General features: G+C 65.0%; 19 protein-coding genes and 1 pseudogene. 16 read left to right on the forward strand and 4 right to left on the reverse strand.

The window, feature by feature from the left end:
- A pseudogene (locus H040_RS24235) lies at positions 1–381 on the forward strand (type VI secretion system Vgr family protein); the annotation flags it as partial.
- A 29-nt stretch (positions 382–410) separates the two neighbouring features.
- On the forward strand, positions 411–683 hold the full coding sequence (locus tag H040_RS28230) for a T6SS immunity protein Tli4 family protein (RefSeq protein ID WP_371260250.1): 273 nt from the start codon (positions 411–413) through the stop codon (positions 681–683).
- Here H040_RS28230 and H040_RS24240 read toward each other — a convergent pair.
- On the reverse strand, positions 622–912 hold the full coding sequence (locus H040_RS24240) for a hypothetical protein (protein ID WP_027918989.1): 291 nt from the start codon (positions 910–912) through the stop codon (positions 622–624). The two genes, H040_RS28230 and H040_RS24240, sit on opposite strands and share 62 nt — an antisense overlap.
- A gap of 126 nt (positions 913–1,038) precedes the next feature.
- On the opposite strand from H040_RS24240, the gene uvrA reads away from it, so the two are divergent.
- From uvrA to H040_RS24290, 9 genes are all read left to right on the forward strand, one after another.
- Positions 1,039–3,555, forward strand: coding sequence for an excinuclease ABC subunit UvrA (uvrA, locus tag H040_RS24245; protein ID WP_027918990.1), 2,517 nt, complete (start codon positions 1,039–1,041; stop codon positions 3,553–3,555).
- A gap of 184 nt (positions 3,556–3,739) precedes the next feature.
- Entirely contained in the window at positions 3,740–5,494 is a 1,755-nt protein-coding gene (locus tag H040_RS24255; protein ID WP_027918991.1) for an L-lactate permease, read from the forward strand.
- Positions 5,495–5,808: 314 nt separating this feature from the next.
- The gene (locus H040_RS24260) at positions 5,809–7,458 is read left to right on the forward strand and encodes an MFS transporter (RefSeq protein WP_027918992.1); all 1,650 of its coding nucleotides are present in this window, start codon (positions 5,809–5,811) and stop codon (positions 7,456–7,458) included.
- A complete protein-coding gene (locus H040_RS24265; protein ID WP_027918993.1) occupies positions 7,455–8,588 on the forward strand; it encodes an HlyD family secretion protein in 1,134 nt (377 codons plus the stop codon). The genes H040_RS24260 and H040_RS24265 overlap by 4 nt, the downstream gene beginning before the upstream one ends.
- Positions 8,589–8,595: 7 nt before the next feature.
- On the forward strand, positions 8,596–9,507 hold the full coding sequence (locus H040_RS24270; RefSeq protein ID WP_027918994.1) for a LysR family transcriptional regulator: 912 nt from the start codon (positions 8,596–8,598) through the stop codon (positions 9,505–9,507).
- 135 nt (positions 9,508–9,642) lie between these two features.
- Positions 9,643–10,836, forward strand: a complete 1,194-nt coding sequence (locus H040_RS24275; RefSeq protein WP_027918995.1) for a CaiB/BaiF CoA transferase family protein — start codon at positions 9,643–9,645, stop codon at positions 10,834–10,836.
- Entirely contained in the window at positions 10,833–11,771 is a 939-nt protein-coding gene (locus H040_RS24280) for a hydroxymethylglutaryl-CoA lyase (protein WP_027918996.1), read from the forward strand. Before H040_RS24275 ends, H040_RS24280 begins: the two co-directional genes overlap by 4 nt.
- Before the next feature lie 85 nt (positions 11,772–11,856).
- Positions 11,857–13,188, forward strand: coding sequence for an MFS transporter (locus tag H040_RS24285; RefSeq protein WP_027918997.1), 1,332 nt, complete (start codon positions 11,857–11,859; stop codon positions 13,186–13,188).
- Positions 13,189–13,379: 191 nt separating this feature from the next.
- The gene (locus tag H040_RS24290) at positions 13,380–14,012 is read left to right on the forward strand and encodes a hypothetical protein (protein ID WP_027918998.1); all 633 of its coding nucleotides are present in this window, start codon (positions 13,380–13,382) and stop codon (positions 14,010–14,012) included.
- A gap of 3 nt (positions 14,013–14,015) precedes the next feature.
- Here the strand turns inward: H040_RS24290 and H040_RS24295 are convergent, their stop codons facing one another.
- A complete protein-coding gene (locus H040_RS24295; RefSeq protein WP_027918999.1) occupies positions 14,016–14,891 on the reverse strand; it encodes an AEC family transporter in 876 nt (291 codons plus the stop codon).
- Between the two features lie 518 nt (positions 14,892–15,409).
- On the opposite strand from H040_RS24295, the gene H040_RS24300 reads away from it, so the two are divergent.
- The 3 genes from H040_RS24300 to H040_RS24310 all read left to right on the forward strand — a co-directional run bounded on the left by H040_RS24300 (position 15,410) and on the right by H040_RS24310 (position 17,728).
- Positions 15,410–16,708: an MFS transporter gene (locus tag H040_RS24300; RefSeq protein ID WP_027919000.1), complete on the forward strand. Its 1,299-nt coding sequence runs from the start codon at positions 15,410–15,412 to the stop codon at positions 16,706–16,708.
- 114 nt (positions 16,709–16,822) lie between these two features.
- Positions 16,823–17,128, forward strand: a complete 306-nt coding sequence (locus H040_RS24305) for a hypothetical protein (RefSeq protein ID WP_027919001.1) — start codon at positions 16,823–16,825, stop codon at positions 17,126–17,128.
- Between the two features lie 48 nt (positions 17,129–17,176).
- A complete protein-coding gene (locus H040_RS24310; protein WP_027919002.1) occupies positions 17,177–17,728 on the forward strand; it encodes a YbhB/YbcL family Raf kinase inhibitor-like protein in 552 nt (183 codons plus the stop codon).
- 151 nt (positions 17,729–17,879) lie between these two features.
- On the opposite strand, the gene H040_RS24315 is transcribed toward H040_RS24310, so the two are convergent.
- On the reverse strand, positions 17,880–18,812 hold the full coding sequence (locus H040_RS24315) for a LysR family transcriptional regulator (protein WP_027919003.1): 933 nt from the start codon (positions 18,810–18,812) through the stop codon (positions 17,880–17,882).
- 125 nt (positions 18,813–18,937) lie between these two features.
- Between H040_RS24315 and H040_RS24320 the strand changes: the two genes are divergently transcribed.
- Positions 18,938–19,198, forward strand: coding sequence for a DUF2790 domain-containing protein (locus tag H040_RS24320; protein WP_027919004.1), 261 nt, complete (start codon positions 18,938–18,940; stop codon positions 19,196–19,198).
- Position 19,199: 1 nt separating this feature from the next.
- Here H040_RS24320 and H040_RS24325 read toward each other — a convergent pair whose 3' ends face one another.
- Entirely contained in the window at positions 19,200–19,895 is a 696-nt protein-coding gene (locus H040_RS24325) for a tRNA (adenine(22)-N(1))-methyltransferase (protein ID WP_027919005.1), read from the reverse strand.
- A 140-nt stretch (positions 19,896–20,035) separates the two neighbouring features.
- Between H040_RS24325 and H040_RS24330 the strand changes: the two genes are divergently transcribed.
- Positions 20,036–20,395 carry a RidA family protein gene (locus H040_RS24330; protein WP_027919006.1) on the forward strand — a complete coding sequence of 120 codons (360 nt, stop codon included), beginning with the start codon at positions 20,036–20,038 and terminating at the stop codon, positions 20,393–20,395.
- Positions 20,396–20,402: the final 7 nt, after the last annotated feature.

Genomic DNA, 20,402 nt, shown 5'->3' on the forward strand with positions numbered 1-20,402 from the left:
GGCGTGCGCCAACTCGAAGCCGGTCGCTGGTTCGAACTCACCCAGCACCCGCTGTACGAGCGCAAGGCAGCCGAGGCCCGGCAGTTCCTGCTGATCGAAGTGCAGTTCTTTGCCGAAAGCAACCTGCCCATGGCCCAGCAGCGCCGCGAAGCCCCCGGCAGTCTGGCACCCTTGTTCAAATCGGTACGCCCGGCACCGGACGATTCGCTGCTCGGCTCGAAGCTCAGCGAAGCCTCCTACGGCTTCTTCCTCAACACCTTCGAAGGCCAGTTGCACAGCGCGCCCTACCGCAGCCCGTTCGAGCACGCCAAGCCCACCTTTCCCGGCCCGCAAACTGCCGTGGTGTTCACCCCCTCATGCTCGCTGGCCCCACCGTCCTGAGAAAAAGCAGAAAGGCGGTAGCAGGCCTGATGTTCGATGAACTGTTGCTCAAGTCCAGGGGCAGCGGTAAGAGTGTCTATGCATTCAGCCTCGAATACCCCGGCACCCCAGGGTGCAGCCTGGAGCCCTACACCTTGCTCGAACTAAGCACCGTGGACAGCGGGCCTGGGTTCAAGAATGACGAACAGACCCTGCAGTTCTGGGATCGTTTGACGAGCAACTTGAAGCGCCTTATAGCGCTCAACCCTCCACGAACAGCAACCCGATCGCCAACAGCAACTGCACCGCAATGGTCCAGCTGAACCAGGCAGGCCGGCGCCCGCACAGCCAGACCACGGCATTGAGTACCAAGGTGATCACGTTGGTCAGCCAGAAGAACGTGAGGCCCCACATGACCGGGTCGCTCCCCAGAAAAGGCGCATAGCCACCTGAGTCGGCGGCGACATAGAGCGAGAACAGCACGCCGATTACCGCGATGGCGAGGGAGGTAAAGCTGAAGTAGCGCGACAAGCGGGTTGCAAAAGGCGTCATGCGGGGCGGTGCTCCTTGAAAAGGCGCAGTTTACCCAGAACCACCCACGCCACAAACCATGCCTGGCCGCCCCTGCCGTTGGAAATGCTGTTAACTTGAGCGTTCCCCACCGCCAAGGACTGCGCCATGTCGCCACGCCCCACTACCCCCACCGGTTTCGTCCGCGTCCGTGGCGCCCGCGAGCACAACCTGAAGAACATCGATGTCGACATCCCCCGCGACGCGCTGGTGGTGTTCACCGGTGTGTCCGGCTCGGGCAAGTCTTCGCTGGCCTTCTCCACCCTCTACGCCGAAGCCCAGCGCCGCTATTTCGAGTCTGTCGCGCCCTATGCCCGGCGGCTGATCGACCAGGTCGGCGTGCCGGATGTCGACGCCATCGAAGGCCTGCCCCCGGCCGTGGCGCTGCAGCAGCAACGCGGCACGCCCAGCGCACGCTCGTCGGTGGGCAGCGTCACCACGCTGTCCAGTTCTATCCGCATGCTCTACTCCCGCGCCGGCAGCTACCCGGCCGGGCAACCGATGCTGTACGCCGAGGACTTCTCGCCCAACACCCCACAAGGCGCCTGCCCGGAGTGCCATGGGCTGGGCCGGGTCTATGAAGTGACCGAAGCGACCATGGTCCCCGACCCTTCACTGACTATTCGCGAGCGTGCCGTGGCGGCTTGGCCGATGGCCTGGCAGGGGCAAAACCTGCGCGACATTCTGGTGACCCTGGGCTATGACGTCGACATCCCCTGGCGCGACCTGCCGCAGGAACAGCGCGACTGGATTCTCTACACCGAAGAGACGCCCACCGTGCCGGTGTACGCCGGCCTGACACCGGCGCAGACCCGCGCCGCACTCAAGCGCAAGCTCGAACCCAGTTACCAAGGCACCTTCAGTGGCGCCCGGCGCTACGTGCTGCATACCTTCATGCACTCGCAGAGCGCACAGATGCGCAAGCGCGTGGCGCAGTACATGCGCCCCAGTCCATGCCCGTTGTGCCAAGGCAAACGGTTGAAACGGGCGGCGCTGGACGTGACCTTTGCCAGCCGAGACATCGGCGAGCTGTCGCGGCTGCCGCTGCAGGCGCTGGCCGAGGTGTTTCGCCAGGTCGCAGCGCCGGGCTACCTGGAGCAGCACGATGACAACCTCACCCTGGAGAAACGCCTGGCCGCGCAACGCATCGCCAACGAACTGCTGGAGCGCATCGACACCCTGATCGACCTGGGTCTGGGCTACCTGGCGCTGGAGCGCAGCACGCCGACGCTGTCGTTTGGCGAACTGCAACGCCTGCGCCTGGCCACCCAGCTCAACTCGCAGCTGTTCGGCGTGATCTACGTGCTCGACGAGCCCTCCGCCGGCCTGCACCCGGCAGACAGCGAAGCGCTGTTCGATGCCCTGCAACGGCTCAAGCAGGCTGGCAATTCGGTGTACGTGGTGGAGCACGACCTGGACACCATGCGCCGCGCCGACTGGTTGGTGGACGTCGGCCCCGCTGCTGGCGAGCATGGTGGGCAGATCCTCTACAGCGGTCCGCCGAGCGGCCTGGCACAGGTGGAGGCTTCGCGCACCGCCGCCTACCTGTTCGCTGATCCGCAGCGCAACCTGCGCACGCCACGCCAGCCGCAAGACTGGCTGGCACTCGAAGGCATCTCCCGCAACAACCTCCACAACCTCAGCGCCCGCTTTCCGCTGGGTTGTTTCACTTCGGTCACCGGCATTTCTGGTTCGGGCAAGTCGAGCCTCGTCAGCCAGGCCCTGCTGGAGCTGGTCGGGGCCCATCTCGGTCATGCCGAGCAGAAGACCGAACCTGAAGAGCAAAGCCTTGAGGATGAACCTGAACAGATAAGTGCCGGGCGCGTCAGCGCAGGCCTCGACAGCATCAAGCGGCTGGTGCAGGTGGACCAGAAGCCGATCGGCCGCACGCCGCGCTCCAACCTCGCGACCTACACAGGGCTGTTCGACCACGTGCGCAAGCTGTTCGCCGCCACCGAGCAGGCCAAGGCCCGCGGTTTCGATGCCGGCCGTTTCTCGTTCAACGTGGCCAAGGGCCGTTGCGAAAATTGCGAAGGCGAAGGCTTCGTCAGCGTCGAGCTACTGTTCATGCCCAGCGTCTACGCGCCCTGCCCGACTTGCCATGGCGCACGCTACAACCCAGAGACGCTGGCGGTGAGCTGGCAAGGCATGAACATCGCTCAGGTGCTGCAACTGACCGTCGAGCAGGCGCTGGCGGTGTTCGCCGAGCAACCACCGGCGCGGCGTTGCCTGCAGGTGCTACAGGATATCGGCCTGGGCTACCTGCGCCTGGGCCAGCCGGCTACCGAGTTGTCCGGTGGCGAGGCGCAGCGGATCAAGCTGGCCACCGAGCTGCAGCGTGTGGCGCGTGGTGCGACCTTGTATGTGCTGGATGAGCCCACCAACGGGCTGCACCCGCAGGATATCGACCGCTTGCTGGTGCAGCTCAACCGGTTGGTCGAGGCGGGCCACAGTGTGGTGGTGGTCGAGCATGACATGCGGGTGGTGGCGCAGAGTGACTGGGTGATCGACATCGGGCCGGGGGCTGGGGATGCGGGTGGGCGGGTGGTGGCCAGTGGTACACCGCAGGTGGTGGCGGGGTGTGCTGACAGCCGTACTGCCGCGTTTCTCGCCCGGGCTTTGTAGAGCCGGTACCGGCCTCTTCGCGGCTAAAGCCGCTCCTACACGGGACGCGCATCTCCTGTAGGAGCGGCTTTAGCCGCGATGAGGCCGGCACAGGTGGATGAATCCTTCCTATACTTCCCCTGGCATCCCGCATGCCGTCTGCCCAAAAACGCGATACCTCACATAACAACAAATGAGGTGGCAAATGGTCTGGCAGCAAATCTACGACCCGTTCGCAAGCCCCGTGCTCTCCACGCTCATGGCCGCAGTGCCGGTGGTGGTGATGCTGGCAGCACTGGCCTTCTTCCATATCAAAGCGCACATCGCTGCCCTGCTCGCCCTGGGCTCGGCGCTGCTGATCTCGATCTTCGCCTTCGGCATGCCGGCCAACATGGCAGGCTCGGCTGCGCTGTACGGCGCTGCCAATGGCCTGCTGCCGATCGGCTGGATCGTGCTGAACATCATCTTCCTGCACCGGCTGACCACCGAGAACGGCTCGTTCAAGGTGTTGCAGGACTCGCTGGCACGCATCACCGACGACCGCCGCCTGCAGTTGCTGCTGATCGCATTTTGCTTCGGTGCTTTCTTCGAAGGTGCGGCTGGCTTCGGCACGCCGGTGGCGGTGACTGGGGCAATCCTTATTGGCTTGGGCTTCTCGCCGCTGGCGGCGTCCGGGCTGGCATTGATAGCCAACACCGCACCGGTAGCGTTCGGCGCACTGGGCACGCCGATCATCACCTTGGCCAAGGTCACCGGGCTGGATGAAATGGAGCTGTCGGCCATGGTCGGTCGGCAACTGCCGTTCTTTTCGGTGATTGTGCCGTTCTGGCTGATCTGGGCCTTTGCCGGCTGGCGCAAGATGCTCGAAGTGTGGCCGGCGATCCTGGTGGCTGGCGTCACGTTTGCGGTGCCGCAGTTCCTGGTGTCGAACTTCCACGGGCCCATGCTGGTGGACGTGATCGCCGCGTTGATCTCCATGGCCTGCCTGACCGCCTTCCTGAGGGTATGGAAACCGGCGACGGTGCACACATCGGCGGCGCTCACCGGGCGGGTCGACGATTCCAAGGTCGAGGACGACGGCAAAGCAGGCGCCGCGACCACCTTCGCCCAGAGCGACCCGCGCAGCGTGTTCAAGGCCTGGCTGCCCTGGATCATTCTCACTGTGTTCGTGTTCGCCTGGGGCACGGCGAGCTTCAAGAACCTGTTCGACACCCGCCCGGCGCTCGACCCAGCTAGCGGCGCGGCGATGCTCGACCCACAGGGCAAGCCGATGCGTGAAAGCAACCCGGTGTTTGCCCCGGTGTTCACCTTCGACGCGATCCACCAGCAGATCGAGAAGGTGCCGCCCGTTGTCCCGGCGCCTAAAAAGGAAGACGCCCAGTACAAGTTCACCTGGTTCACCGCCACCGGCAGCGGCATTTTCCTCGCGGCGGTGCTGGGCGGGCTGCTGATGGGCTACTCGCCACTGGCACTCGGGCGGCAGTACCTGCGCACGCTGTGGGTGGTGCGTTATTCGCTGATCACCATCGTCGCCATGCTGGCGCTGGGCTTCCTCACGCGCTACTCGGGGCTGGACGCAACCATGGGCCTGGCGTTCGCCGCCACGGGTATCTTCTACCCGATGTTCGGGACCCTGCTGGGCTGGCTGGGTGTGGCGCTGACCGGGTCGGATACGGCCTCCAACGTGCTGTTCGGCGGGCTGCAGCGGGTGACGGCGGAGCAGCTGGGGTTGAGCCCGGTGTTGATGGCGGCGGCCAACAGTTCGGGTGGGGTGATGGGCAAGATGGTCGATGCGCAGTCGATCGTCGTGGCCTCCACTGCGACCCGCTGGTATGGGCATGAAGGCGAGATTCTGCGCTATGTGTTCTTCCACTCGATCGTGCTGGCGGTGCTGGTGGGTGGACTGGTGACACTGCAGGCTTACGTAGCACCGTTCACCGCCATGGTGGTGGGCCGGTAACGGTAGGTCATGGGCTCTTCAGCGCCTGGGCGATCGAGCGCCGCCCGCGCGGCGCATCGCGGATAAATCCGCTCCTACGTTTGTTGCAACGTGGCCATGCCTGTGAGGCCATGGTTTTTAGCCTTGTTTGCAAGGCTCAAGACCTGCACCAGGGCGGGCAACCATGGCTTAACAGGTTCGGCACGTTGCAACAAACGTAGGAGCGGATTCATCCGCGATGCGCCGCGCGGGCGGCGATCGATCGCCCAGGCGCTGAAGACCTTGAGCCAACCACCTGTTCCCACACCCATCACCCCTGAAGTACAGTCAGCCCCATGGACAAATACACCCCGCGCCAGTGGCTCCCGCACGAGAAGCCCAGCCTCCCCGGCTCCCCTTCCACGCCTCTGCACACGCCGGCCAAGCGCCTGGCGTACGGGGTGGTCGGCCTGCTGGTGGCAATTACCGGTGGCCTGGGGAACGCACTGGTCACTGCCAACCTGGTGTTCCTTCAAGGCGCGCTGGGCGCGACCAGCGCCGAGATGGCCTGGCTGCCGGCGGCGTATGTGATGACCAACGTGTCGATCAACCTGCTACTGGTCAAGTTCCGCCAGCAGTTTGGTCTGCGCGCCTTCACCGAGGTGTTCCTGGTGCTGTATGCCCTGGTCACCTTCGCCCACCTGCTGGTCAACGACCTCAACTCGGCCATCGCGGTGCGTGCCGCCCACGGCATGGTTGGCGCGGCACTCAGCTCGCTGGGGCTGTACTACATGATTCAGGCGTTCCCTGAACGTTGGCGGCTCAAAGCCATGGTGCTTGGCCTGGGCGCCTCGCAGCTGGCCCTGCCGCTGGCGAGGATCTTCTCCGAAGACCTGCTGCAGATCGCCGAATGGCGTGGCCTGTACCTGTTCGAACTGGGCCTGGCACTGGCCGCTCTGGGCTGCGTGCTACTGCTCAAGCTACCCCCCGGCGACCGCTTCAAGACCTTCGAGCCGCTGGATTTCCTCACCTTCACCCTGATGGCCAGCGGCGTCGCCCTGCTGTGCGCCGCACTGTCGCTCGGGCGCATCGACTGGTGGCTGGAGGCGCCGTGGATCGGCGTTGCCCTGGCCTGCTCCATTGCCTTGATATTCACCGGCCTTGCCATCGAGCACAACCGCCAGAACCCGCTGCTGATGACACGCTGGCTGGGCAGTGGCGCGATCATCCGCCTTGGCCTGTGCGTGATACTGATCCGCATGGTCACCTCGGAACAGTCCACCGGCGCCGTGGGCTTCCTGCAGGTGTTGAACATGGGTAGCGAGCAGATGCGCTCGCTGTACTGGATCATGCTGCTCGGCGCCGTGGCGGGCCTGGCCAGCAGTGCGCTGACCATCGACCCCAAGCACCTGATCATCCCGCTGTTCGTTTCGCTGATGGCGATGGCCGCCGGGGCGTTCATGGACAGCAGCTCGAGCAACCTCACGCGCCCGGCGCAGATGTACTTCAGCCAGTTCCTGCTGGCTTTTGGCAGCACGTTCTTCCTCGGCCCGTCGATGGCCCTGGGCATCAGCCATGTGCGGGCCAACCCGCGCAACCTGGTGAGCTTTTCGGTGCTGTTCGGCATCTGCAACAACCTCGGTGGCCTGATCGGCGCGGCGCTGCTGGGCACCTTCCAGACCTGGCGCGAGAAATTCCATTCCAGCCACCTGATGGACCGCCTCAGCTACCTCGACCCCTTGGTCAACGCCCGAGTGCAAAGCGGCGGCGCCGGTTATGCCGGGATCCTCGCCGATCCGGCACTGCGCAGCGAAGCCGGCCTGCGCGTGTTGGCCGGCGCCGCCACCCGCGAGGCCAACGTGATGGCCTACAACGACGTGTTCGTGCTGATCGGCAGCATCGCCGTGCTGACCATGATCTGGATTACCATTCGCGGCTCCTGGCTATGGTACGTCGCCCGCCAGGCTGCTTCATCCGACTCCACCAGCGGTACTGCCAGCCGATGACCGAAGAAACCCGTACCACGACCACCACCGCCATTGCCGAAACCCCGGAAGGCAGCACCCCACCCAGCGAACCGAGCAGCCCGTTGCGCACGCGGCGGGTGCGCATCCTGTCCTCGATCAGCTTCGCCTGCGTGGCACTGGCCGGCATTTTGCTGGTGCTCTACGCCTGGAACCTGCCGCCGTTCAGCAGCGCCATCGAAAGCACCGAAAATGCCCTGGTGCGCGGCCAGGTGACGATCATTGGGCCGCAGCTAAGCGGCTATGTCGTCGACGTGCCGGTGCATGACTTCCAGTTCGTCAAGGCCGGCGACCTGCTGGTGCAACTGGACGACCGCATCTACAAGCAGCGCCTGGCCCAGGCCATCGCCCAGCTGCAACAGCAGCAGGCAGCGCTGGCCAACAACCTGCAGCAGCGCAAGAGCGCCGACGCCACCATCGCCCAACGCCAGGCGGCGATTGGCGACGCCTCGGCCCAGGCGACCAAGGCCAAGGCCGACCTCGGCCGCAACCAGGCGCTGGTCAGTGATGGCTCGGTATCGCGCAGCTCGCTGGACCTGGCCCGCGCCAGCGAGGCCGCCGCCGTCGCCAGCTTGGCCCAGGCCAAGGCCGCGCTGGAAATCGCCCGCCAGGACCGCGAAACGGTGGTGGTCAACCGCGCTTCGCTGGAGGCCTCGGTGGAAAACGCCAAGGCCGCCGTCGAGCTGGCCCGCATCGATCTGGACAACACCCGCGTCACCGCCCCGCGTGACGGCCAGCTGGGGCAGATCGGCACGCGCCTGGGTGCCTACGTCAATTCCGGTGCGCAGCTGATGCCACTGGTGCCCGATACCCTGTGGGTGATCGCCAACATGAAGGAAACCCAGATGGCCGACGTGCGCATTGGCCAGCCGGTTACCTTTACCGTCGATGCCTTGAACCACTTGAAGCTGTATGGCCACGTACAACAGATTTCGCCGGCCACCGGCTCTGAGTTCGCGCTACTGCAGGCCGATAACGCCACCGGCAACTTCGTGAAGATCGCCCAACGCATCCCGGTGCGCATCACCGTCGACCCCGGCCAGCCAGACGCCGCGCGCCTGCGCCCGGGCATGTCGGTGGTGGTGAGCATCGATACGCGCAACAAGGAATGACGCCCCCATGCAGTTGAACAACCTGATCCGCCGCCTGGACCTGGTCACCTTGCAGCTGTTCGTGGCCGTTCACGAAGCAGGCAGCCTGACCCGTGCTGCGGCGCGCGAGGCCATCGCGGTGTCTGCTGCCAGCAAGCGCCTGAATGAACTGGAGGGCGCGCTCGGCTCGCCGCTGTTCCTGCGCCAGGCCCGCGGCATGCAGCTCACCCCGGCCGGCGAGACCCTGCTGCACCATGCCCGGCGCATGCTGTTCAACCTGGAGAAGATCGGCCTGGAGCTGGGCGAGCACCTGCAAGGCGTGCGCGGTTACGTGCGGATGCTGGCCAACCTGTCTGCGATCATCCAGTTCTTGCCCGAAGACCTTGCCGCGTTCAGTGCCGACCATGCGCAGATCAAGGTCGACCTGGAGGAGCGCCCGAGCGGTGGCGTGGTCCAGGGCCTGCTTGACGGTGTCGCTGACCTGGGCATCTGCTCTGGCGACAGTGATACCCGCGACTTGCATGCCGTGCCCTACAAGCGCGACCAACTGGTGCTGGTGGTGCGCCAGGGGCATCCACTGGCAGAGCTACCGCAGGTGGCCTTTGCCGAGACCTTGGACAACGACTTCGTTGGCCTGCACTCGGCCAGTTCGATCAACATGCGCACAGTCGAGGCCGCACGCCGGGCCGGCAAGGTCCTGCGCCTGCGCATTCATGTGCCGAGCTTTGATGCGGTGTGCCGCATGGTGCAGGCCGACATGGGCGTGGGTATCCTGCCGCGCAAGGCCTTCGAACTGTTCGGTGGCGCACTCGGCTTGCGCGCCGTGGCCCTGAGCGACGACTGGGCCGAGCGCGAGTTGCTGCTGGTGGCACGCGAGCTGGAGGCGCTGTCGCCGGTAAGCCGGTTGTTGTTCGAGCAACTGCGGGGAGTCGAGCAATAGCCGCCAAAAGGTCGGTACATGAGCAGCACCAACCCTTCGCGTTTCGCGAACGGTAGTTGCCGACACAGGATTGGTGCCCTGCTTCTGCCAGCCTTACCCTCTACCTCAAAGTCCAAGAACAATGAGGTACGCAACATGCCCGCTCCCCTCGAAGGCATCCGGGTGCTGGAAATCGGCACGCTGATCGCCGCGCCCTTTGCCGCCCGCCTGCTCGGTGAATTCGGCGCCGAAGTGATCAAGATCGAAGCCCTGGGCCAGGGCGACCCCCTTCGCAAGTGGCGAAAGCTGCACGACGGCACTTCACTCTGGTGGTACCTGCAATCACGCAACAAGAAGTCCCTGGCGCTGGACCTCAAGGCCGCCGAAGGCCTGGCCATCGTCAAGCAGTTGCTGCAGGAAACCGACGTCCTCATCGAAAACCTGCGCCCCGGAGCCCTGGAAAAACTCGGCCTTGGCTGGGACGTACTGCATGCGCTCAACCCACGCCTGACCCTGGTGCGCATCTCCGGCTACGGCCAGAGTGGCCCGTACCGTGACCGCCCGGGCTTCGGCGCCATTGGCGAGGCCATGGGCGGCATCCGCTATACCACGGGCGAGCCTGGTGCCGCACCGGCGCGTGCCGGGGTCAGCCTGGGCGACTCGCTGGCCTCGCTGCATGCGGTCATGGGTGCCCTGCTGTCGCTGTTCAATGTGCGCGCCAACGGTGGGCTCGGCCAGGTGGTCGATGTGTCGCTGGTGGAAAGCGTGTTCAACCTGATGGAAAGCTTGATCCCCGAATACGACCTGCTTGGCCACGTGCGTGAGCGCAGTGGCGGCGCGTTGCCCGGTATTGCGCCGTCGAACACTTACCGCACTGCCGATGGCGCCTTTGTGGTGATCGCCGGCAACAGCGACCCGATCTTCCGCCGCCTGATGCAGGCCATCGGCCGGCCCGACCTGGGTGCAGCCAGCGAGTTCGCCCACAACGACGGCCGCGCCGCCCAGGCCGCGCGGCTCGACGACGCCATCGAACAGTGGACCCGCCAGCATTCGATCGACGCGGTGCTGGCCGCGCTGGAACTGGCTGAAGTCCCGGCCGGGCGCATCTACTCGGTTGCCGATATCGTCAATGACCCGCACTACCAGGCACGCGACATGCTGCTCGACAGCCAGTTGCCCGATGGCACCGCTGTGCGCATGCCGGGCATCGTGCCCAAGCTCTCCGCCACGCCAGGCCGTGTCGACTGGCAAGGGCCGGCGCTGGGCGAGCACACCGACGACGTGCTTGGTGGCCTGGGGTTCGCTGCCGCCGACATCGCCCGCCTGCGCAGCCAGGGGGTGGTGCAATGATCCCAGCCAACCCTGAGCAGCTGATCATCCAGGAAGTCGCACCGCGCGACGGCCTGCAGATCGAACCAACCTGGGTCGCCACCGAAGACAAGATCGCCCTGGTCGACGGCCTTTCACGCCTGGGCTTCAGCCGTATCGAGGCCGGCTCGTTCGTCTCGCCCAGGGCGATCCCGGCATTGCGCGACGGCGATGCGGTGTTCCGCGGCATACAGCGCCACCCGGGGGTGGTCTATGTAGCATTGATCCCCAACCTCAAGGGCGCCGAATTTGCCTTGGCGGCCGGCGCCGATGAGCTGAACCTCGTGCTGTCGGCCAGCCAGTCGCACAATCTGGCCAACATGCGCATGCGACGCGAACAATCGCTGGCGGGCTTCGGTGACATCGTGCAGGCCGTGCAGGGGCGGCCGGTCAGCCTCAATGCCACAGTGGCGACCGCCTTCGGCTGCCCGTTCGAGGGGCGCATCGATGAAGACCTGGTGCTGCGCCTGCTTGATGCGTACCTGGAACTGGGCGTGCACGGCGTGACCCTGGCCGACACCACCGGCATGGCCAACCCGCGCCAGGTCGAACGCCTGGTACGCCGCAGCCTGGAGCGGGTGCCGGCAGGCATGCTCACGCTGCATTTCCACAACACGCGGGGCCTGGGCCTGTGCAACGTGCTGGCTGCCTATGAAGCCGGGGCGCGTCGCTTCGATGCCGCCCTCGGCGGGCTCGGTGGCTGCCCGTTCGCCCCGGGTGCGTCCGGCAACATCTGTACCGAGGACCTGGCCAACCTGTGTGCCGAAACCGGCATCCCCACCGGCATCGACCTCGATGGCCTCATTCGCCTGGCGCGGGGCCTGCCTGCCCTGCTCGGCCATGAGGTGCCCGGCCAGCTGGCCAAGGCCGGCCGCAATTGCGACCTGCACCCGCTGCCGGCCGGCCTGCCCGCCTGATCCACTGCGGTAACCCGGGGTTCGCCCCACCAGACAACAAGAACAACAGGGCCGCCAACGTCGCGGCCCGACTGGAGAACACACAATGAGTCTTTCCGCCCTGCACACGGCTGCCGATGGCACAACCGACAGCGAAAAAGCCCTGGTGCGCAAGGTCGCCTGGCGGTTGATGCCGCTGATCATGGTCTGCTACCTGTTCGCCTTCTTCGACCGCATCAACATCAGCTTCGCCAAGTTCCAGCTGCAGACCGACCTGGGCTTCAGCGACACCGCCTATGGCCTTGGCGCCAGCCTGTTCGTGGTCGGTTATGTGCTGTTCGAGGTGCCCAGCAACCTGATGCTGTACAAGGTTGGCGCACGCCGCTGGATTGCCCGCATCATGATTTCCTGGGGGCTGGCCACGGCCGCGATGGTGTTCGTGAGCAACGAGTGGCAGTTCTATGCGCTGCGCTTCATCATCGGTGCCATGGAAGCCGGCTTTGCCCCGGGTGTGCTGTACTACCTGACGCTGTGGTTCCCCAGCCACTACCGGGGCCGCATCACCTCGTTGCTGTTCCTCGCTTCGGCCTTCGCCGGGCTGTTCGGTGCGCCGTTCTCGGGCCTGATCCTCGGCCACCTCGACGGTGCCTTGCAAATGCGCGGCTGGCACTGGCTGTTCCTGCTCGGCGGCCTGCCTTGCGTGGCCCTTGGTCTGTTGGTGCTGACCCGGCTCAAAGACCGCATCGAGGACGCCGGCTGGCTGAACCAGGCGGAAAAGCAGCTGCTGCTGTCGCGCATCGACCCGCCGCAGGCCGCCCATGGCCAAGGCTCGTTGCTGCAGGCCATCCGTATTCCGGGTTTCCTGACCCTGGGGCTGATCTACTTCCTGATCCAGATTGCATCCTATGGCCTGAACTTCTGGGCGCCGCAGCTGATCCGCAGTGCTGGTACCGAAAACCCGTCGATGATCGGTCTGCTGACGGCCATCCCCTACATCTGCGGCGCCATTGCCATGGTCGTGTGCGGGCGCCTGTCGGATGCCACGGGCGAACGGCGCTGGTTCACCGCCGGGCTGATCTCGCTGGGCGCGCTGGGCTTCCTCTGCGCCGGGCTGTTCGATGACAACACGCCGTTGCTGCTGGTGTCCCTCGGCCTGCTGGGCGCAGGTGTGGTGGCATCTATCCCGAGCTTCTGGGCATTGCCACCGAAACTGCTGGCCGGGGCTGGCGCCGGTGCAGCCGGGGGCATCGCCTTGATCAATACCTTGGGCCAACTGGGCGGTATCGTCAGCCCGGTACTGGTGGGCCGCATCCGTGACCTGACCGGCACCACCACACCGGCGCTGTACCTGATTGCCGGCGCCTGCGTGGTGACGGCGCTGCTGGTACTGTTCGCCCTGCCAGAGAAACTGCGCACACGGGATGTACCGAACCGTTGAGGCCCTTTCGCGGGCAGCCCGCCCCTACAGGAAAAGCAGTACCTGTGGGGCGGGCGTGCCCGCGAAAAAGCCGACACGGGTTCGAACTGTGAACCCGTTCGAGATGCCGTCTTGCCACGATTGCGCCGCTCTAGGCCGTGGGTTCTAATGCCCGACCCCGGCTTATCTTCGCCATCCAAGGACGCTTGAACATGTACAGGAAGATCGTACCGCTGGCGCTGCTGGCCACCCTGGCCGGCTGCTCGGACACCAAGGACGCCAGCGAGGCCAACTTCCACAAGGCGGCCCAGGCCTACCTCGACACGCAGTACCCCCACTGCTTCGTGGTCACCGATTTCCCCACCAAGACCCAGGACTTCGACGTCACCGGCACCAACAAGGCGCTGCATGCCCTGGCCAGAGTCGGTATCGTCAGCGAGCAGGAAATCTCCCGCGTCGAAGTGCCGGAGCGCCTGTGGCAACCGGCCCGCACCGATATCTACTATGCCTACGACCTCACTGACGAGGGTCGCAAGTACTACAAGGCCGATGCCCAGAAGATGCTAAACGGCCAGACCCGCGGCGGGCTGTGCTTTGGCAAGGCAGAGGTGACGGCGATCGAGCAGTTCAGCGAACCGGGGCAGATGATGGGCCACACCGTTGCCGATGTGACCTACGCCTACAAGATCACCGGCCTGCCGGACTGGGCGGCCAATGACGACGTCAGGGCCAACATCCGTGACCTGGGCACTGCCGTGGCGACCCTTGATAAGCCGGCCCGGGAAAAACGGGTAATGGTGCTGACCAACAAGGGCTGGGTGCACGAGCGTTTGTTCGACAAGTAAGGTTTACAGCCACCAGGCCAGAACCACCGGCAGCCAGAGGAACGACAGCACGGTCGAACACATCACCAGGTTCGCCACCTGCTCCGGCTGCCGGTTGGCGCGCACCGCCATCAGGTAATTGAACACCGCGACCGGCATCGCCGACTGCACCATCAGCACTGCCCGCTCCATGCTCTCCATGCCCAGGGCCGCGCCCACCGCCCAACCTACCGCCGCACCCAGCACGATGCGCACACCGCCCAGCAGCAGGCCGCCGCCGATATGCTGCGGGCGGATGCTGGCCAGCGACACGCCCAGGGTCAGTAGCATCAGCGGGATCGACATGCCGCCCAGCAGGTCGGCGGTGTTGGCCAGCCAGCGTGGCAGTTCGAAGTCGAGGAAGATGATCGGCATGGCGCCGGCCAGGCTGATGACGATCGGGTTGCGCAGCAAGGCCTTGAACGAGGCGACCGTGCCGGAAATGGCCATGCCCAGGGTGAACTGCACGATCGACAAGGTCAGGAAGAACGCCACCGCCAGGGCCAGGCCATGCTCGCCGAAGGCATACAGGCTGATCGGCAGGCCCATGTTGCCGGTGTTGGGGAACATGAATGCCGGCAGCAGCACCCGCCAATGCTGGCCCGAGACGCGGCACACCAGCAGCCCGGCCACAGCCATGCCCACGGTGCATAGCAGGCAGGCCATGGCCATGCTGGTGAACGCCGTAGCGTCCAGCTCGGTGCGGCTCAGGGTCGACAGCACCAGCGACGGCGTACCGACGGTCATGACCATGCGGGCGATGAATTCGGTGGGGTAATCAAGGCCTTTGCGGGCCCAGGCGTAGCCGATGCCGGCGACGATGAAGACCGGGGCGAGGACGGCGAACAGCGAAGCGAGCATGGGGCGGGCCTTCCTTGGTGAGAATGCCGATTATGCCGCAGCCTTGAGGAATCTGGGGCCGCTGCGCGACCCTTTCGCGACACAAGGCCGCTCCTACAGGAGATCGCACGTCCTGTAGGAGCGGCCTTGTGTCGCGAAAGGGTCGCGCAGCGGCCCCAAAGATGTCAGATCAGGGCACAAAGCTGTCGCATCCCGCCCTGCGTCGTCTCGTCGCAGGCCTTGGCCTCTTGGGCAAATCGATCACAACCCGTAGAATCGCGCTTCCTTTTCGCCCGTCGCCTTGAACGGTGGCAACCGGCAGCAACGACAGAGTCCAGGCCTGAACACATGGTGCCCATGTGAAATAGGCTCAACCGAATCCGCCCGGCCCCGCTCTTTCAGGGGCCAGCGGTTGAGTCTTGCCCAGGTCGCATCCAGCCCAGGCACATCCGTGCAGCTTTTTCGGCCCTTGATGGGTCCGTTTGGCGTGCGCGTTCGAAGAGGCGTTTTTCTGACCGCCACTCCAACTTGAGGTTTGTATGTCTCCGCGTTTGCTGGCCATGGCGCTGGCGCCCCTGCTCGGGCTGTTCATCATTGCCCTGGGCAACGGCTTCATGTCTTCCCTTACCACCCTGCGCCTGGACGCTGCCGGAGAATCGGCAACGACCATCGGCATCGTCTCGTCGACCTATTTCATCGGCCTGACCCTCGGGGCCATCTTCAACGACCGGCTGATCCTGCGCATCGGCCATATCCGCGCCTACACCAGCTTCGCCTCGCTGATCGCCGCTACCATCCTGCTGCAGGGGCTGTTCTACGACGTTACCTGGTGGTCGGTGCTGCGGCTGATCAATGGCTGGGCGGCGGTCGGTGTATTCCTGGTGATCGAAAGCTGGCTGCTGCTGGCCGGTGACGCGAAGATCCGCGGGCGCCTGCTGGCGCTGTACATGATTGCTTTCTATGGCGCAGGTGTGATCGCCCAGGCCGGCCTTGGCGAAATCACCCACCTGGGCGACAGCGCCCCGTTCATGCTTGCCGGCATGCTCGCCGCACTGTCGGTACTGCCGATCGTGATCCTGCCGCGGGTATCGCCACTGCTGGATCAGGTCGAGCCGCTCAAGCCACGGCAATTGCTGGGCGTTGCCCCGTCGGGGCTGGTCGGCTGCTTTGGTTCGGGTGTGGTCATTGCGGGTATCTACGCCCTGTTGCCGCTGTACCTGCAGCGCATCGGCCTGGATGTCGGCGAAGTCGGCAACATGATGGCCTGGGTGATCCTCGGCGCCATGCTGTTGCAATACCCGGTGGGGCGCTGGTCCGACCGCAAGGACCGCCAGGATGTGCTGATTGCCCTGGCCGGGCTGTGCATGGTGCTGTCGCTGGTCACGGTGTTCCTGCCTTCGGATTCGGCCCTGCTGCCGGCCATGCTGTTCCTGCTCGGTGGCGGCGTGTTCGCGCTGTACCCGGTGGCGGTCAGCCATGCTGCCGACCGGGCGCCATCCGACGCCCTGGTGCCGATGATCCAGGGCCTGCTGCTGATCAACTCGCTGGGCTCGGCCATGGCGCCGCTGGCGATTTCGCCGGCGATGACCGAATTTGGCGAAGTGGGGCTGTTCTGGGCCTTTGCCGTGGTCAACCTGGGCATGGTGTGCTTCTTCCTCTGGCGCCGCGGCAAGCGCCCGGCGGCGGAGCACCCGGCGCCGTTCACGGCATCGACCACCTTCTCGCCGACCGGCGCGGAGCTGCGGGTGACCGAGGACCTGATGCATGCGGCGCAGGAACACCCGCCCCTGGAGCCCACCGAAGCGGCTGCACCAACCGCGCAGCCAGACACCAAGTAAATGCAGGGGCCGCTTATTAGCGGCCCTTTTTTTTGACCGCCCGTCGCCCATGGGGCACCCCAGCCTCCTCCGCCAGCCAAACGAATGACAGATCATCCTCCCAGGAGACTTGCCATGACCCGCATTCATTCGCTGTTGCTCGCCCTCGCCATGGGTATCGCCACCACCACCAGCTACGCCGCGACGGACATGACCAATACCGACAGCCACCCGAAAACCGACCAGCGCGGTGGCAAGACTGCCGGTGAAGGTAGCAGTGTCAACAACCCGGGCGGTTCCAAGGACAACGACAGCAGCGACACCGGCAGCAATACCGATGCCGCCGACGGTGCCGCTGGCGGCTCCAACAGCACCGGCGAAGCCACAGGCTCCGGTGCCGGCCACACCGGGGGCACTGCCGAAGACCAGGACAGCCGCTGACCGGTAGCTGGTCTACACTGCGGCGCTAAGCCCTGCAGAGGAATCGCCATGAACCTCAAACCCTGGCTGCTCGCCGCCTTGCTGCCTTGCACTGCCATGGCTGCTGGCGGCGATTCTGCCGCGCTGGCGATCAGCTCGTCGTCATTCACCGATGGCGGTGTCATTGCCCTGCAGCAGGTCGGGCCCGACCCGGCCTGTGGTGCCGGTGAGGGGCGCACGCCACAATTGAGTTGGAAGAACCTGCCCTACGGCACGCAGTCGCTGGCCCTGGTGATGTTCGACCCGGACGGTGGCAAGGGCCTGGGGGTGGTGCACTGGATTGCCTACGACATCGACCCGTCGCTTGGCGCGCTGGAGGAAGGCGCCGGCTGGCAGACCAGCCAGGCACTGATCGTCGGGCGCAACTCGCACGGCACCATGACCTACCGCGGGCCTTGCCCGCCAGCCGGCGACAAGCCGCACCACTATGCACTGACCCTGATCGCTACCGACCTGCCGCTGGGCACCTTGCCCGAAGCACTGGACCGCAACGGCTTGCTGGAACTGCTGCAGGGGCATGCGCTAGGGGCGCAGAGCCTGGTTGGCCGGTACGGGCACTGATTGCCGAGACTGGCATTGCTTGTAGGAGCGGCCTTGTGTCCCGATAGGGCTGCAGAGCAGCCCCAGGATCTATGCGTTGGAGCAGAAGGTGCTGGGGCTGCTCTGCAGCCCTCTCGGGACACAAGGCCGCTCCTACAATGACCGCGTCCCATCAGCGCCAGTAACGCGAATCATCGACGATTTTCGCATGACTTTCGAACAACCCCGGCAGCTGTTCCTTGAGATAATCGATCCAGGTCCGCACCTTGGCATCCAGGTAATGCCGCGACGGGTAGATCGCATACAGCGCGTTTTCACGTAGCCGATACGGCGCCAGCAGCCGCCGCAGGCGCCCCTGTTCGATGGACTGGCTGGCGGTGTAGAACGGCAGCAGGCCGATACCCATGCCCAGTTCGCTGGCCACCAGCATGGCGTCGGCAACGTTGGTCAGGAAGCTGTCACGCGGGGCGATCACGCAGTGGTCGAGCCCCTGGGGGAACACCCAGTCACCTTCATGCATCGGATAGGCCATGCGCAGGCAGCGATGCTCGTGCAGATCTTCCGGCCGCTCGGGCACGCCATGGCTCTCAAGGTAGCTGGGCGCCGCGCAGGGGATGCTGAAGATGGTGCCCAACGGCACGGCAATCAGCTGCGAGTCGGGCAAGGCCTCGTCCACCGTGATCACCACATCATGCCCCTCGGCCAGCGGGTCGGGGTTGCGCTGGGACAGCGTCAGCTCGATGGCCACCTCCGGACATAGGGCGTTGTACCCGGCCACCAGCGGCATCAGCAGCATGCCCAGGCCGTGCGGGCAATGCAGGCGCAAGCGGCCACGCGGGGTGAGGTGCGCGCCGCGGGCTTCATCCATGGCCTCGTCGGTCAACGCCATGATCTGACGCGCCCGCTCAAGAAACCGCTCGCCCGCCTCGCTCATGCGCAGGCGCCGGGTGGTGCGGTGCAGCAGGCGGGTTTGCAGCTGGTTCTCAAGCTCGGCAACGATCCGCGACACCTGCGCCGCTGAAATGTCGAGGGCATTGGCGGCTGCAGCAAAGCTGCCGCACTCCACTACCCGAGCAAAGGTACGCATGGCGTGCAGCATGTCCATGGGGGTTCGGCTCCTAGATCGATCTTATTCGTACGTTCCAGGCAGGAATCTATCACGACTTAGCCCATTTATTGAGGATCACCAATGAATACATCATTGGTAAAACATTGGAAAAGGAGCCTGCCATGAAACGTTCTATCGCTTTTGTCGCCCTGTCTGCCGCCCTTGCCTCGTTTGGCGCCTTCGCCGATACGCCGGCCAGCCAGCCGACCGCCAGCAACTATGAGTACGGTATGCCGCTGGATGTGGCCAAGGTCATCTCGATCACCCCGGCCAGCAACGCCGCCGACTGCCAGGTCGGTACCGCGCACATGGTGTATGTCGACCACAAAGGCCAGAAACGCGAAATCGACTACCGCGAAATGGGCAACTGCTCGCAGCAGTGAGTCAGGCCAGTACCGCGTTGATCCAGCCAATCTGCCGAGCGAACTCACACAGTTTTTCCTGCGGGATGGCATCGCGGGCACGCTCGAAGTTGGCCAGGCTTTGCTGTTTCTGACCCAACATACGCTGCCACTTGGTCAGGAACGCCGGGCTTTTCTCACGCATCAGCACTGGGCCGAAATACAACTCCTCGGCACTGTAGGCCACCGCCTCGTCGGGTTCGGCCACGATGATCTCGTAGTCGAAACGGTTTTCCCGCAGCAGTTCTTCGCTGACGATCCGGTAGCCGTTATGCATCAGCCAGCTGCGCAGTTCGCGCTCATCGCCATTGGGCTGCAGGATCAGGCGCTCGTTGCCGTTCAGGCGCGCCTTGCCACGTTCTAGAATTTCGCACATGGTCTTGCCACCCATGCCGCACAGGCTGATGGCCGATATGCGGTCGTGGGGCTCGATGGCCTCCAGGCCGTCGGCCAGGCGCACGGTGACGGTTTCGCTCAGGCCATTGCGGCGCACGTTGCGCTGCGCTGACGCGTAAGGCGTCTGCGCCACCTCACCGGCCACCCCGGCTTCGATCACGCCCCGCAGCGCCAGTGCCACCGGCAGGTAGCCGTGGTCCGAGCCGATATCGGCCAGGCGCGCGCCTTGCGGCACATGCGCTGCCACACGCTCCAGGCGCATCGATAATGTCTGTTCGTTCAACTCCGGCCCCTTGCTCAACAATCGGCGGCGATTCTGACCGCCTGGGCTCGGTATTTCAATGCATAGAGGCCCAACGGCTCGACCCTTGCGGCCTGCTCGCGTAGGCTTGCCACTTTCCTTCCGTTGCAAGGCAAACCCCCATGGCAGATCTCATCTTCACACCGGATTCCGACGCCGAGTCCATTTCCTCCGACGTCGCCGAATACAACGGCATCCTTGTGACTACCCAGATTCCGGCCGATCTCGGCGCCGACATCACCCAGCAGAGCGAGAGCACCCTGCAGGCCCTGAAAGACGCGCTGGAAAAAGCCGGCAGCGGCATGGACCGGGTCATGCACCTGACCATCTACCTGACCGACATGGCCGACCGCGCCGCGTTCAACGAGGTCTACCAGCGCTTCTTCAGCAAGCCGTGGCCAGTGCGTGCCGCGGTTGGCGTGGCAGCGCTGGCCTACCCTGAGATGCGCGTAGAAGTCACCGCGATGGCTGCCAAACGTTAACCCGATT

This window comes from Pseudomonas sp. URMO17WK12:I7 (assembly GCF_003269045.1).
Lineage (GTDB): Bacteria > Pseudomonadota > Gammaproteobacteria > Pseudomonadales > Pseudomonadaceae > Aquipseudomonas > Aquipseudomonas putida_J.